At 64.3% G+C, this 14,166-nt stretch carries 16 protein-coding genes; all 16 read left to right on the top strand.

Annotated elements, in window-relative coordinates:
* The first annotated feature begins 88 nt into the window (after window positions 1-88).
* The 16 genes from F4827_RS26085 (at window position 89) to hisA (ending at window position 14,090) form a co-directional block, all read left to right on the top strand.
* Window positions 89-910 (top strand): ABC transporter ATP-binding protein, encoded by an 822-nt coding sequence (locus F4827_RS26085; RefSeq protein ID WP_407671241.1) that lies wholly within the window; start codon window positions 89-91, stop codon window positions 908-910.
* On the top strand, window positions 907-1,683 hold the full coding sequence (gene mlaE, locus F4827_RS26080) for a lipid asymmetry maintenance ABC transporter permease subunit MlaE (RefSeq protein WP_183728871.1): 777 nt from the start codon (window positions 907-909) through the stop codon (window positions 1,681-1,683). Before F4827_RS26085 ends, mlaE begins: the two co-directional genes overlap by 4 nt.
* Window positions 1,684-1,813: 130 nt before the next feature.
* A complete protein-coding gene (mlaD, locus tag F4827_RS26075) occupies window positions 1,814-2,419 on the top strand; it encodes an outer membrane lipid asymmetry maintenance protein MlaD (RefSeq protein ID WP_183728868.1) in 606 nt (201 codons plus the stop codon).
* A 12-nt stretch (window positions 2,420-2,431) separates the two neighbouring features.
* Entirely contained in the window at window positions 2,432-3,463 is a 1,032-nt protein-coding gene (locus F4827_RS26070) for a VacJ family lipoprotein (RefSeq protein WP_183728863.1), read from the top strand.
* 200 nt (window positions 3,464-3,663) lie between these two features.
* A complete protein-coding gene (locus F4827_RS26065) occupies window positions 3,664-4,302 on the top strand; it encodes a phospholipid-binding protein MlaC (protein ID WP_183728861.1) in 639 nt (212 codons plus the stop codon).
* Window positions 4,299-4,571 (top strand): STAS domain-containing protein, encoded by a 273-nt coding sequence (locus tag F4827_RS26060; protein WP_183728858.1) that lies wholly within the window; start codon window positions 4,299-4,301, stop codon window positions 4,569-4,571. The genes F4827_RS26065 and F4827_RS26060 overlap by 4 nt, the downstream gene beginning before the upstream one ends.
* Window positions 4,572-4,838: 267 nt before the next feature.
* A complete protein-coding gene (locus tag F4827_RS26055) occupies window positions 4,839-5,762 on the top strand; it encodes an ABC transporter ATP-binding protein (protein WP_183728855.1) in 924 nt (307 codons plus the stop codon).
* Window positions 5,759-6,514: an ABC transporter permease gene (locus tag F4827_RS26050; protein ID WP_183728851.1), complete on the top strand. Its 756-nt coding sequence runs from the start codon at window positions 5,759-5,761 to the stop codon at window positions 6,512-6,514. The genes F4827_RS26055 and F4827_RS26050 overlap by 4 nt, the downstream gene beginning before the upstream one ends.
* A 24-nt stretch (window positions 6,515-6,538) precedes the next feature.
* Window positions 6,539-6,787, top strand: coding sequence for a BolA family protein (locus F4827_RS26045; protein WP_042298005.1), 249 nt, complete (start codon window positions 6,539-6,541; stop codon window positions 6,785-6,787).
* A 108-nt stretch (window positions 6,788-6,895) separates the two neighbouring features.
* The gene (gene murA, locus F4827_RS26040; RefSeq protein WP_183728848.1) at window positions 6,896-8,158 is read left to right on the top strand and encodes a UDP-N-acetylglucosamine 1-carboxyvinyltransferase; all 1,263 of its coding nucleotides are present in this window, start codon (window positions 6,896-6,898) and stop codon (window positions 8,156-8,158) included.
* Window positions 8,155-8,853 (top strand): ATP phosphoribosyltransferase, encoded by a 699-nt coding sequence (gene hisG, locus F4827_RS26035; RefSeq protein ID WP_183728845.1) that lies wholly within the window; start codon window positions 8,155-8,157, stop codon window positions 8,851-8,853. Before murA ends, hisG begins: the two co-directional genes overlap by 4 nt.
* A gap of 136 nt (window positions 8,854-8,989) precedes the next feature.
* Window positions 8,990-10,306: a histidinol dehydrogenase gene (gene hisD, locus F4827_RS26030; protein WP_183728842.1), complete on the top strand. Its 1,317-nt coding sequence runs from the start codon at window positions 8,990-8,992 to the stop codon at window positions 10,304-10,306.
* A gap of 279 nt (window positions 10,307-10,585) precedes the next feature.
* Window positions 10,586-11,662 (top strand): histidinol-phosphate transaminase, encoded by a 1,077-nt coding sequence (hisC, locus tag F4827_RS26025; RefSeq protein WP_183728839.1) that lies wholly within the window; start codon window positions 10,586-10,588, stop codon window positions 11,660-11,662.
* Between the two features lie 72 nt (window positions 11,663-11,734).
* Window positions 11,735-12,328 (top strand): imidazoleglycerol-phosphate dehydratase HisB, encoded by a 594-nt coding sequence (gene hisB, locus F4827_RS26020; protein WP_183728836.1) that lies wholly within the window; start codon window positions 11,735-11,737, stop codon window positions 12,326-12,328.
* A gap of 196 nt (window positions 12,329-12,524) precedes the next feature.
* Window positions 12,525-13,166 carry an imidazole glycerol phosphate synthase subunit HisH gene (gene hisH / locus F4827_RS26015; RefSeq protein WP_183728833.1) on the top strand — a complete coding sequence of 214 codons (642 nt, stop codon included), beginning with the start codon at window positions 12,525-12,527 and terminating at the stop codon, window positions 13,164-13,166.
* Between the two features lie 171 nt (window positions 13,167-13,337).
* Complete coding sequence (gene hisA, locus F4827_RS26010) at window positions 13,338-14,090, top strand: 1-(5-phosphoribosyl)-5-[(5-phosphoribosylamino)methylideneamino]imidazole-4-carboxamide isomerase (protein WP_183728831.1); 753 nt, start codon at window positions 13,338-13,340, stop codon at window positions 14,088-14,090.
* Window positions 14,091-14,166 lie beyond the last annotated feature (76 nt).

Below are 14,166 nucleotides of genomic sequence, written 5' to 3'. Positions count from 1 at the left end.
TTCATCAAAGGGTCATGGGCGCATTACGGCAGCAATTGCACGATGGCCCTATAATCCCGCCTTCGTGTAAATGGACTTGTCAGCTTACGTGCCCTCATCCTCTGAGACCCTTCTGGAGCTGCGCGACGTCGACTTCGGCTATAGCGACCGGCTCGTCCTGTCCGGACTGAACATGCGCTTTGGCCGCGGTCAGGTGGTCGCGGTCATGGGCGGCTCGGGCGGCGGCAAGACCACGGTGCTGCGCCTGATCGGCGGTCTGGTGCGCGCGCAGCGCGGCCAGGTGCTGTTTCAGGGCCAGGACGTCGGCGCGCAAACGCGCGAAGGCCTTTACGCGCTGCGCCGCAAAATGGGCATGCTGTTTCAGTTCGGCGCGCTGTTCACGGACATGTCCGTGTTCGAGAATGTCGCCTTTGCCCTGCGCGAACACACCGACCTCCCCGAAGAGCTGATCCGCGACCTGGTGCTCATGAAGCTCAACGCGGTGGGCCTGCGCGGCGCGCGCGACCTCGCGCCTTCGGAGATTTCGGGCGGCATGGCGCGCCGCGTGGCGCTGGCGCGTGCGATCGCGCTCGACCCCGAACTCATGATGTACGACGAGCCCTTCGCGGGTCTCGATCCCATTTCGCTTGGCATCACGGCGAACCTGATCCGCACGCTCAACGACGCGCTCGGCGCGACGTCGATCCTCGTCACGCATGACGTGCCGGAATCGTTCGCCATTGCCGATTACGTCTACTTCGTCGCGAACGGCAAAGTGCAGGCGCAGGGCACCCCTGCGGAGCTGCGCGCCTCGACCGATCCGATCGTGCGCCAGTTCATCGACGGCGCGCCGGACGGCCCGTTCCGCTTTCATTACCCGACGAACGTCCCGCTCGACGCGGACTTCGGTATTGGCGGAGGCCGCTCATGATCGGCGCCATCAGTTCGGTTGGCCGTGGCGTGCTCGACACGATCGCGCGCGCGGGCCACGCCACGCGCTTTTTCGTGCGCCTCGTGCTGGAATTTTTCCCGCTGCTGCGCCGTCCGCGCCTTGTCACGAAGCAGATCCACTTCGTCGGTAATTATTCGCTGCTGATCATCGCGGTGTCGGGTCTGTTCGTTGGCTTCGTGCTGGGTCTGCAGGGCTACTACACGCTCAACCGCTACGGCTCGGAGCAGGCGCTCGGGCTGCTGGTGGCGCTGTCGCTCGTGCGCGAACTCGGTCCCGTGGTCACGGCGCTGCTGTTCGCGGGCCGCGCGGGCACCTCGCTGACCGCCGAAATCGGTCTGATGAAGGCGGGCGAGCAGCTCACCGCCATGGAAATGATGGCGGTCGACCCGGTGCGTATCGTGGTCGCGCCGCGCATGTGGGCGGGCGTGATCGCCATGCCCATTCTGGCGGCTATCTTCAGCGCGGTCGGCATCCTGGGCGGCTATGTGGTGGGCGTGCTGCTGATCGGCGTGGATTCGGGCGCGTTCTGGTCGCAGATGCAGGGCGGCGTCGATGTCTGGAAGGATGTCGGCAACGGCGTGGTGAAGAGCATCGTGTTCGGCTTCGCCGTGACGTTCACCGCGCTGTATCAGGGTTACGAGGCCAAGCCCACGCCCGAAGGCGTGTCGCGCGCGACGACCAAGACCGTCGTGTACGCGTCGCTTGCGGTGCTCGGCCTCGACTTCCTGCTGACCGCGCTGATGTTCAGCTAGGGCTTAAGGCCAAACAGGATAAACAGGTTAAACAGGCCCGGCGCGCGTTGCATCGATGCCATCGATACAGCGGGCGGGCCACGCGGCGGACGCCCGGATCAGGGCTTCGCCGCAAAGGATTCTCATTGGGATGACGATGAAAAAGACTGCTCTCGACTTCTGGGTCGGCCTGTTCGTGGTGCTGGGCTTCGTTGCGCTGCTGTTTCTCGCGCTGAAGGCCGGCAATATGAGCTCGCTCTCGTTCCAGCAGACCTACGCCGTAAAGATGAAATTCGACAACATCGGCGGCCTCAAGCCGCGCGCGCCCGTCAAGAGCGCGGGCGTGACCGTGGGCCGGGTGGCGTCGATCGGCTTCGACAGCAACTCCTATCAGGCGCTCGTGACGATCAACCTGGACCAGCAGTACCAGTTCCCGAAGGACTCGTCGGCGAAGATCCTGACGTCGGGCCTGCTCGGCGAGCAGTACATCGGTCTGGAGCCGGGCGGCGACGATCAGATGCTCAAGAACGGCGACACCGTCGCCATGACGCAATCGGCGATCGTGCTCGAAAACCTGATCGGTCAGTTCCTCTATAGCAAGGCGGCCGATTCGGGCGCCTCGAAATCTGGCAGCAGCGCGGGTAGCAGCGCAGGCAACGGAGCCGCGAACGGGGCGGCAGGCGCGGCAGCGGGTGGCGCAAGCCCCGCGCCGGCACCGGCGTCGGCGCACGCGGGCTCCGGCGCGGCAGCCCAATAAGGAGAATAAAAAATGATCACCACACGCATGCGCGCCATCACGATCGGCGTTGCGGCGCTCGCGCTGACGGCATGTTCGACGGTGCAGACGCCGTCGAAAGACGATCCGTGGGAAGGCTTCAACCGCACGGTCTACACCTTCAACGACAAGGTGGACCAGTACGCGCTCAAGCCGGTCGCGAAGGGCTACGTGAAGATCACGCCGCAACCGGTGCGTGACAGCGTGACGAACTTCTTCGCCAATATCGGCGACGTCTACAACGCAGCCAACAACTTCCTGCAGCTGAAGATCACCGACGGTGTCGAAGACATCATGCGGATCGTGATCAACACGGTCTTCGGCGTGGGCGGTCTGTTCGACGTGGCGACGCTCGCGAAGCTGCCCAAGCACAACCAGGATTTCGGTCTGACGCTCGGCCACTACGGCGTGCCGGCGGGTCCGTACCTCGTGCTGCCGCTGTTCGGTCCGAGCACGGTGCGTGACGGCGTGGGCCTGGTGGGCAACTACTTCATCAACCCGATCAGCTATATCGATTCGACGGCGGTTTCGTGGGGCCTCTATGGCCTGAACGTCGTCAGCACGCGCGCGAATCTGCTGGGTGCGAGCGACCTGCTCGAAGGCGCGGCGATCGACAAGTACTCGTTCGTGCGCAACACCTATCTGCAACGCCGCCGTTATCAGCTTTCGGATGGCCGCGCCTCGGGCGCGAGCCTGCCCGATTACGGCGATGGCGCGCCGCCGCCCAACTACGGCGAGCCGGACGACGGCGCTGCGGCTCCTGCCGCGGCTTCCGGCGCGGCGGCCGCGGTCCCGGCGTCGGGCACTGCGCGTGCTTCAACGCCCAGCGCGGCCAGCATGCCGCCGGCTTATCCGAATGGCATGCAGGCCGCGCCGGCCACGCTTGAAGGACCGACCGGGGCGGCAACGCCTGAGTCGGCTTCCGGCGCGGCCTTACCGAACGGCGCTTCGGCGACCAACGTGCCTGGCGACTCGATGGTGCCGCCAACGCGCTTCGGTTATCCGGGACTGCTGCGTCTGCGTTGAGCACGGGTTGAATGTGACATCCGGCGCGGTGCGGCGGCAGGCTCCCCGCCCGTCGCGCCGACGTTTCGTTGGCCCACGTCTGACGTAACAAGTCGATACGCTTGTCGCAGTTTGCTGGCACTTGTTGACTTAGCGCGATAGAACTCGCGTGATATCGTTGGCGTCCAACGGGGCGTATTCCCCAACTTGCAGGACTCAATATGAAAAAATTCTTTCTGTTTCCGCTTTTTGCCGCGTTTTTTGCCTTTGCTGGCGCAGGTTCCGCCTGCGCGCAGACGGTGGACACCAGCAACCCTGACGCCATGATCAAGACGATCACGCAGCAGGTGATGGACCAGATCAAGGGCGACAAGTCGATTCAGTCCGGCGATATCAACAAGATCACGCAACTGGTGAACGAGAAGATCCTGCCGTACACGGACTTCCGCCGCACCACGCAGCTCGCGATGGGCCGCAACTGGCGCGCCGCCACGCCGGACCAGCAGCAACAGGTCATCGAACAGTTCAAGATGCTGCTGATCCGTACTTACTCGGGCGCGCTTGCCCAGGTCCGCGATCAACAGATCGAATACAAGCCGTTCCGCGCCAACCCGGACGATACCGATGTGGTGGTCCGTTCGACGGTGCTGAACAACGGCCAGCCGATCGAACTCGACTACCGTCTTTACAAGACGCCGCAAGGCTGGCGCGTGTATGACATCAACGTGCTCGGCGCATGGCTGATCCAGGCGTATCAGCAGCAGTTCCAGGAAAAGATCCAGCAGGGCGGTGTGCAAGGCCTGATCTCGTTCCTGACGCAGCGTAACCAGCAACTCGCCGCAGGCAAGGCTGCTTCGTGAGCGAACGCTTCGCCACCGGCGCCACGCTGACCCACGAGAGCGCGAATGCCGCGCTCTCGGCGGGTTTGGCCCAGATCAAGGCGGGCGCCACGGCCGTCGATTGCTCGGCGCTTGCGCAGTTCGATTCGTCGGCGCTGGCCGTGCTGATCGCCTGGCAGCGCGCCGCTCGCGAACGCGGCGTCACCCTCAGCGTCCTCAATCTGCCCACCGCGCTCGCGGCTCTCGCGCGCGCCTACGGCGTCGATACGCTCCTGCACGAGCGACATTGACGCGCGCCGCTCTTGCGGCGCTGCGCGCTGGCTCATCGCCAGACACGCAGCCGCCGCAAAGCGGACGCATTCCAATCTCCCTCTTCAGACCGAGGTCGGGTCGGGCTTTCCGACTTGGCCTATAATCAAACGTTTTTTGGGCGCTGCCCCCGGATTCCGGAGCTGGCGAACGCCATCGGAAAAACCGGTGCCGTCCCCAATAAGCCTTCCCCGCAGCATTGATGCACTTACCGGCCGCGCCGTTAAAAAACGGGCGGCGTCTGAGTCATGCCAGCCATAGAAATCCGCAACGTCAAGAAGCGCTACAAAGAGCTTCAGGCGCTCAAGGGCGTCAGCTTCACGGTCGAAGAAGGCGAGTTCTTCGGGCTGCTCGGCCCGAACGGCGCGGGCAAGACGACGCTCATCAGCGCGCTTGCCGGCCTCGCGCGAGCCGATGAGGGCACGATCGCCGTGCGCGGTCACGATGTCGTCAGCGACTACCGCAACGCGCGCCGCAACCTCGGCGTGGTTCCGCAGGAACTGGTGTTCGATCCGTTCTTCACGGTGCGCGAGACGCTGCGCATCCAGTCCGGCTACTTCGGTCTGCGCAAAAACGACGCGTGGATCGATGAGATCATGGCCAATCTCGATCTCACCGAGAAAGCCGACGTCAACATGCGCGCGCTGTCGGGTGGCATGAAGCGCCGCGTGCTGGTCGCGCAGGCGCTGGTGCACCGTCCGCCCGTGATCGTGCTCGACGAGCCGACCGCCGGCGTGGACGTCGAACTGCGCCAGACGCTCTGGAAGTTCATCTCGCGCCTGAATCGCGAAGGGCACACCATCGTGCTCACCACGCATTACCTGGAAGAAGCCGAAGAACTTTGCAACCGCATGGCCATGTTGCGCCGCGGCGAGGTGGTCGCGCTCGAACGCACCAGCACGCTCCTGCAGCGCTTTGCCGGTACGCAGCTGTATCTGCGTTTTTCCGCGGGCGCGCTGCCCACGGAACTGCGGTCCCTCGAAGTCGGTACGACCAACGGCAACGATCAGCATCTGTTGCGCCTCACGAGCTACGACGAGGTCGAGCGCATTCTCGGCCTGTGCCGCGCGAACGGCTGCAAGATCGAAGAAATGGAAGTGCGTAAGGCGGATCTCGAAGACGTCTTCGTGCAGGTGATGAACGGTCCGGACGTGATCCAGGGGCTTTCATGAGCGGTTTCCGTACGTTGTTTTACAAAGAAGTGCTGCGCTTCTGGAAGGTCGCCTTCCAGACCGTGCTGGCGCCGGTCATCACCGCGCTGCTCTATCTGACGATCTTTGGCCACGCGCTGCGCGGGCATGTGGAGGTCTATCCGGGCGTGGAATACACGAGCTTCCTGATCCCGGGTCTCGTGATGATGAGCGTGCTGCAGAACGCCTTCGCGAACTCGTCCTCTTCGCTGATCCAGTCGAAGATCACGGGCAATCTCGTATTCGTTCTATTGCCGCCGCTGGCCGCCTGGGAGATGTTTGGAGCTTACGTGCTCGCCTCGATCGTGCGCGGCCTCGCCGTTGGCGCGGGCGTGTTCGTCGTGACGATCTGGTTCATTCCGATGAGCTTCGCAGCGCCGCTTTACATCATCGCTTTCGCGGTGCTCGGCTCGGCGATCCTCGGCACGCTCGGCCTGATCGCCGGGATCTGGGCCGAAAAGTTCGACCAGCTCGCGGCGTTTCAGAACTTTCTTATCATGCCGCTCACGTTCCTTTCGGGCGTGTTCTATTCGACGCATACGCTGCCGCCAGTCTGGCGGGAGGTGTCGCGGCTTAACCCGTTCTTCTACATGATCGACGGCTTCCGTTACGGGTTCTTCGGGCTTTCCGATATCAACCCGCTGGCAAGTCTCGCGATCGTTTTCGTCTTTTTCGTGGTGCTGGCTACCGTCGCGATGCGTCTGCTCGCAAGCGGTTACAAGCTGCGCCACTAAGTGAAATTCAGGCAGGAGCACTACATGTCAGCCACGTTGCCGACTCCGGAACAGGTCAAGCAGTACATCTCGGCAGGACTCGCGTGCGAGCATCTCGAAGTTGAGGGCGATGGTCAGCACTTCTTCGCGACGATCGTCTCCTCGGCGTTCGACGGCAAGCGTCTGATCCAGCGCCATCAGCTCGTCTATGCGGCGCTCGGCGACCGTATGCGCCAGGAAATCCATGCGCTCAGCATGAAGACGCTCACGCCCGCCGAATGGCAGAACGCATAATCTGGAATCTCAGTGCGAATTACCCAGGATAAAGGTGCTGCAGCCAGCGGCGCCGCTCATCAAGACGCGACCTCTCAAGCCGGCCGCACCGATCAGGAAACTTCAGGCATGGACAAACTCGTCATCGTCGGCGGGCAAAAGCTCGCAGGGGAAGTCATCGTTTCCGGCGCGAAGAACGCTGCGCTGCCGATTCTGTGCGCCGGCCTCCTGAGCGCCGAACCCGTCCATCTGGACAACGTGCCCGACCTCCAGGACGTGCGCACTACGCTCAAGCTGCTCAACCAGATGGGCGTGCGCACGGAGCAGGACGGCGCTCGCGTTCAGCTCGACGCCTCGAACGTGAACAACCTCGTCGCGCCGTATGAGCTGGTCAAGACCATGCGCGCCTCGATTCTCGTGCTCGGCCCGCTGGTGGCGCGCTTCGGCGAGGCCAAGGTGTCGCTGCCCGGCGGCTGCGCGATTGGCGCGCGCCCCGTGGACCAGCACATCAAGGGCCTGCAGGCGATGGGCGCCGAAATCACCATCGAGCACGGCTTCATCGAAGCGCGTGCGAAGCGCCTGAAGGGCGCGCGCATCGTCACCGACATGATCACGGTCACCGGCACGGAAAACCTGCTGATGGCCGCGGTCCTCGCCGATGGCGAAACGGTGATCGAAAACGCCGCGCGCGAGCCCGAAGTGGGCGACCTCGCGAACCTGCTGGTGGCGATGGGCGCGAAGATCGACGGCATCGGCACCGACCGCCTCATGATCCAGGGCGTGGAAAAACTCCACGGCGCGCAGCACACCGTCATTCCCGACCGTATCGAAGCCGGCACCTTCCTGTGCGCGGTCGCGGCCGCGGGCGGCGACGTGGTCCTGCGCAACGTGCGTCCGAACACGCTCGACGCGGTCACGGACAAGCTGCGCGAAGCGGGCGTGACGATCGAAGAGGGCGACGACTGGATGCGCGTGCGCATGCACGAGCGCGCCCGCGCCGTGAATCTGCGCACCTCCGAATACCCGGCGTTCCCGACCGACATGCAGGCGCAGTTCATGGCGCTCAACACGATCGCGGACGGCACCTCGCAAGTGGTCGAGAACATCTTCGAAAACCGCTTCATGCACGTGCAGGAACTCAACCGCCTGGGCGCGCACATCACCATCGACGGCAAGACCGCGCTGATCGCGGGCGTCGAAAAGCTCTCGGGCGCGAAAGTGATGGCCACCGATCTGCGCGCATCGGCCAGCCTCGTGATCGCCGCCATGTGCGCCGAAGGCGAGACGCTGATCGACCGCATCTATCACCTCGACCGTGGCTACGACCGCATGGAAGCCAAGCTCACGAAGCTCGGCGCGAACGTGAAGCGCATCAAGGGGAATGAAGCATGAGCACGGTCGAGCAAAAGCCGGTGCCGGCTGCGGCATCGAACGCGCCGCTGACGCTTGCGCTGTCGAAGGGCCGCATCTTCGAAGAGACCATGCCGCTGCTCGCCGCCGCGGGCGTGCAGGTGGCCGAAGATCCGGAAACCTCGCGCAAGCTGATCCTGCCGACCACCGATGCGAACCTGCGTGTCATCATCGTGCGCGCGACCGACGTGCCCACCTATGTCGAATACGGCGCGGCCGACTTCGGCGTGGCGGGCAAGGACGTGCTCAACGAGCACGGCGGCGGCGGTCTGTATCAGCCGATCGATCTGGACATCGCGCGTTGCCGCCTGTCGGTGGCCGTGAAGAACGGTTTCGATTATGCGACTGCGGTGCGCCAGGGCGCGCGCCTGCGCGTGGCGACCAAGTACACCGAAGCCGCGCGTCAGCACTTCGCGGCCAAGGGCGTGCACGTCGATCTGATCAAGCTGTATGGCTCGATGGAACTCGCGCCGCTGGTGGGTCTCGCCGATGCGATCGTCGACCTGGTGAGCACTGGCGGCACGCTGCGCGCGAACAATCTGGTCGAAGTCGAGGAGATCATGGAAATCTCGTCGCGCCTCGTCGTCAATCAGGCGGCGCTCAAGCTCAAGCGCGCCGCACTGCGACCTTTCCTCGACGCGTTTGAACGCGCGTCGCGCGGCCAGCAAGCCGCTTGAAGGCGTGTGATTTCGTGCGGGCGCCTGGCGCTCGCGCGAGATCTGAATCAACGCGCCAACCCGCGCCGCTTCTCGCGCTACGCATCTCAAAAGGCGTTGCGCGCGCCGCGCACTACTGACACGGATGGATATCAGCATGGCTATCACGATTCGCAAACTCGACTCCAGCGCGCCAGGCTTCAAGAAGGCGCTGCACGCGGTGCTCGCGTTCGAGGCGAGCGAAGATGAGGCGATCGAGCGCTCGGTGGCGCAGATTCTGGCCGACGTGAAAGCGCGCGGCGACGCCGCAGTCCTGGAATACACGCAGCGCTTCGACCGTCTGGACGCGAACAGCGTCGCGGCGCTCGAACTGCCGATCAGCGAACTCGAAGAGGCGCTCGAAAGCCTGCAGCCCAAGCAGCGCGCGGCGCTCGAAGCGGCGGCGGCGCGCGTGCGCGGCTACCACGAGAAGCAGCGCATCGAGTGCGGCTCGCATAGCTGGCAGTACACCGAATCGGACGGCACCGTGCTGGGCCAGAAGGTCACGCCGCTGGACCGCGTCGGCCTCTATGTGCCGGGCGGCAAGGCGGCGTATCCGTCGTCGGTGCTGATGAACGCGATTCCGGCGCGGGTCGCTGGCGTACGCGAAATCATCATGGTCGTGCCTACGCCCGACGGCGTGAAGAACCCGCTGGTGCTGGCCGCCGCACTGATCGGGGGCGTCGATCGCGTATTCACGATTGGCGGCGCGCAGGCGGTGGGCGCGCTCGCCTACGGCACGCAAACCATCCCGCCGGTCGACAAGATCTGCGGCCCGGGCAACGCCTATGTGGCGTCGGCCAAGCGTCGCGTGTTCGGCACCGTTGGCATCGACATGATCGCCGGTCCCTCGGAAATCCTCGTGATCTGCGACGGCACGACCGATCCGCGCTGGGTGGCGATGGACCTGTTCTCGCAGGCCGAGCACGACGAACTCGCGCAGTCGATCCTGCTGTGCCCCGACGAAAGCTTCATCAAGCGCGTGGAAGCGGCCATCGACGAACTGCTGCCGACCATGCCGCGCGCCGACGTCATCCGCACGTCGCTGACCAATCGCGGCGCGCTCGTGAAGGTGCGCGACATGGCCGAAGCCTGCGCCATCGCCAACGACATCGCGCCGGAGCATCTGGAAATCTCGGCGCTGGAGCCGCAGAAGTGGGGCGCCGAAATCCGCCACGCAGGCGCGATCTTCCTGGGCCGCTACACCAGCGAAAGTCTGGGCGATTACTGCGCGGGGCCGAATCACGTGCTGCCTACGTCTCGTACCGCACGTTTCTCGTCGCCGCTGGGCGTCTATGATTTCATCAAGCGTTCGAGCCTGATCGAAGTCAGCGCGGAAGGCGCGCAGACGCTGGGCGAGATCGCCGCGGAACTGGCCTACGGCGAAGGCCTGCAAGCCCACGCGCGCAGCGCCGAATACCGCATGAAGCACTGATTCGTCGCGCGTCGTGCGCTTCGTGCCGCTCGATCGGCCGATATGTACGCCATGCGCGAATTTCGAGATATTTGCAGACATCGAAGAACGCCGGCAGGAGACCTTCGAGTGGCCGCCGCAGCGGGCGTGACAGCGCCCGTGGGCGGCATTCGATGCCTGCGACATCGAATCAAGCACGCGCAACACCGCACGCCTGAGACCAAAAACAACCAGGACGGCCCTCGCAGCATCTGAGCCGCCCGATCCGGCTCGCCGCTTTCGCGCGCGAGCCTTGCAGACATGACGACACCTCAAGACATCATCCGCGCCGACGTTCTCGCCATGACGAGCTATCCGGTGCCCGACTCCACCGGCTTCGTGAAGCTCGACGCGATGGAGAACCCGTACCCGCTGCCCGCCGATCTGGCCGCGAAGCTGGGCGAGCATCTCGCGGGCGTCGCGCTCAACCGCTATCCCGCACCGCGCCCCGAAGCGCTGATGGCGAAGCTCAAGACCGCCATGAGCGTGCCCGCCGATTGCGACGTGCTGCTCGGCAACGGCTCGGACGAGATCATCAGCATGGTCACGATGGCGTGCGCGAAGCCGGGCGCCAAGGTGCTCGCGCCGGTGCCGGGCTTCGTCATGTACGCGATGTCGGCGAAATTCGCCCAGGTGGAGTTCGTCGGCGTGCCGCTGAATGCCGATTTCACGCTCGACCTCGACGCCATGCTCGCCGCGATCGGCGAGCACCAGCCGGCCGTGATCTGGCTCGCGTATCCGAACAACCCAACCGGCACGTTGTTCGCCGCCGCCGACATCGAGCGCGTGATCGCCGCCGCAGCCGATACGAACGGCCTCGTGGTGATCGACGAGGCCTACCAGCCGTTCGCCCAGCAAAGCTGGATGGCGCGCGCGGGCGAGTTCGACAACGTGGTGGTGATGCGCACGCTGTCCAAGCTCGGCCTTGCGGGGATCCGTCTGGGCTATCTCGCAGGCCGCCCGGCGTGGCTCAACGAGTTCGACAAGGTTCGGCCTCCGTACAACATCAACGTGCTCACCCAGGCCGCCGCCGGCTTCCTGCTCGATCACCTCGATGTGCTCGACGAGCAGGCCGCGCTGCTGCGCGCGGGACGCGCCGAACTGGCCGCCGAAGTGGCGAAACTGCCGGGCGCGGAGGTGTTCGAAAGCGCCGGCAATTTCCTGCTCGTGCGCGTTCCCGATGCGCCCGCCGTTTTCGATACGCTGTTGACAGCGCGGGTGCTGGTCAAAAACGTGAGTAAAATGCATCCATTGCTGGCGAATTGCGTGCGTCTGACCGTCGGAACCCCCGACGAAAATGCGCAACTGCTCGCCGCCCTGAAGCTTGTCCTCAAGTGAACCGTCCCCACGTTTGCTGAGCGAGCCCTCTCTAAAATCCCTCCTGTTACGGGCTGTTTGAAGGAAATTGCCATGCGCGTCGCGCAAGTCGTTCGCAACACCAGCGAAACGCAAATCAGCGTGAAAATCAATCTGGACGGCACGGGTGAGCAAAAGCTCAAGACCGGCGTGCCGTTTCTCGACCATATGCTCGATCAGATCGCACGACACGGTCTGATCGATCTCGAAGTCGAGGCGCATGGCGATACGCATATCGACGACCACCATACGGTGGAAGACGTGGGCATCGCGCTCGGTCAGGCGGTCGCCCAGGCGATCGGCGACAAGAAGGGCATCCGCCGCTATGGCCACGCCTACGTGCCGCTCGACGAGGCGCTCTCGCGCGTGGTGGTGGACTTCTCGGGCCGTCCGGGTCTCGAATTCCACGTGCCGTTCACGCGTGCGCGCATCGGCACCTTCGACGTCGATCTGTCGATCGAATTCTTCCGCGGCTTCGTCAATCACGCCGGCGTGACGCTGCACATCGACAATCTGCGTGGCCTGAACGCCCACCATCAGCTGGAAACCGTGTTCAAGGCTTTCGGCCGCGCGCTGCGCCAGGCCGCGGAATTCGATGAGCGTCAGGCGGGCAAGATCCCGTCGACGAAGGGCAGCCTGGTCGGTTAATCGGCACAACTGAGCGGCACAACTGGACGGCGCAACTTGACGGTGCAACTGGGCGCGGACCGCTCGCGCTGCGCTCGATGAGCATGCCGCGCCGGGAACGCGTACATTCATGGGGTTCGACGCGTGTGCATGAGATTTGCGCAAGATCGCGGCGTCGAGCCTGTCAGATAGCCAGGACGGACGGTCCTGAATCGAGATGAAAACTTCAATTGCGATTGTGGATTATGGGATGGGCAACCTGCGTTCGGTGGCCCAGGCGCTCAGACAGGCGGCTCCCGAAGCCGACGTGCAGATCGTCGAGCACCCGGAAGCGATTCGCGCGGCTGACCGCGTGGTGCTGCCGGGGCAGGGCGCAATGCCCGACTGCATGCGCAGCCTGGCGGAGTCGGGCCTGCAGGATGCCGTGATCGAAGCGTCGCGCAACAAGCCGCTGATGGGCGTGTGCGTGGGCGAGCAGATGCTGTTCGACTGGAGCGCGGAAGGCGGCACGAAGGGCCTCGGCCTGTTGCCGGGCAAGGTCGTGCGTTTCGATCTGGAAGGCCAGCTGCAGGACGACGGCTCGCGCTTCAAGGTGCCGCAGATGGGCTGGAACCGCGTGCGCCAGTCGCGCGCGCATGCGCTCTGGGAGGGCGTGCCCGACGAGAGCTTTTTCTATTTCGTGCACAGCTACTACGTGGTGCCCGCCGACGCGGCGCACACCGTGGGCGAAACGCCGTACGGCGCTGCCTTTACCTCGGCTGTGGCGCGGGATAACATCTTCGCCACCCAATTCCACCCGGAAAAGAGCGCCGCAGCGGGCCTGCGCGTGTACCGCAACTTCGTGCACTGGAACCCGTAATTCACCGGCGGCGCTGACGGACGGCGCACTTGCAAAGTGCGCCCAAGCCGATTTTCATCAGCAAAGCCGCTGAAAGAGTTGTACTAAACTAGCGAAACGGCGTCGGAACGGGCCTTTTTTCCGCCGAAGCCTGCTGATTTCAACCCCATTCCAGATAAACACCCGATAGCTATGCTGCTGATTCCGGCGATCGATCTCAAAGACGGTCACTGCGTACGCCTGAAACAAGGCGATATGGACCAGGCGACTATTTTCTCCGAGGAACCGGCGGCCATGGCCCGACATTGGGTCGAGCGCGGCGCGCGCCGTCTGCACCTCGTCGACCTGAATGGCGCCTTCGCGGGCAAGCCGAAGAACGAAGACGCGATCCGCGAAATCATTCGCGAAGTCGGCGACAAGATCCCCGTCCAGCTGGGCGGCGGCATCCGTGACCTCGACACAATCGAGCGTTACCTCGACGACGGTCTCTCGTACGTGATCATCGGCACCGCTGCCGTGAAGAACCCCGGCTTCCTTCAGGAGGCGTGCACGGCGTTCGGGGGGCATATCATCGTCGGCCTCGACGCCAAGGACGGCAAGGTTGCCACGGACGGCTGGAGCAAGCTCACTGGCCACGAAGTCGTGGATCTCGCGCGCAAGTTCGAGGACTACGGCGCCGAGTCGATCATCTACACCGACATCGGCCGCGACGGCATGCTGCAAGGCATCAACATCGAAGCGACCGTGCGCCTCGCGCGTGCGGTGAAGATTCCGGTGATCGCGAGCGGCGGCCTGTCGAATCTCGCCGATATCGACGCGCTGTGCGAAGTCGAAGACGAGGGCATCGAAGGCGTGATCTGCGGTCGTGCGATCTACTCGGGCGACCTCGATTTCGCGGCGGCGCAAACGCGCGCGGACAGCCTGCGCGAATCCGACGACGCTTAAGCGTCGCAAACACGGCCTCCGGCAACGGAGGCCTTTTGTTTTGTGCGGCTGGCGCGTGCGGGTTTCATGCACGCCA

Source organism: Paraburkholderia bannensis (assembly GCF_014200455.1).
In the GTDB taxonomy this organism is placed as follows: domain Bacteria; phylum Pseudomonadota; class Gammaproteobacteria; order Burkholderiales; family Burkholderiaceae; genus Paraburkholderia; species Paraburkholderia bannensis_A.
This window is presented reverse-complemented; position numbering and strand designations above follow the sequence as displayed.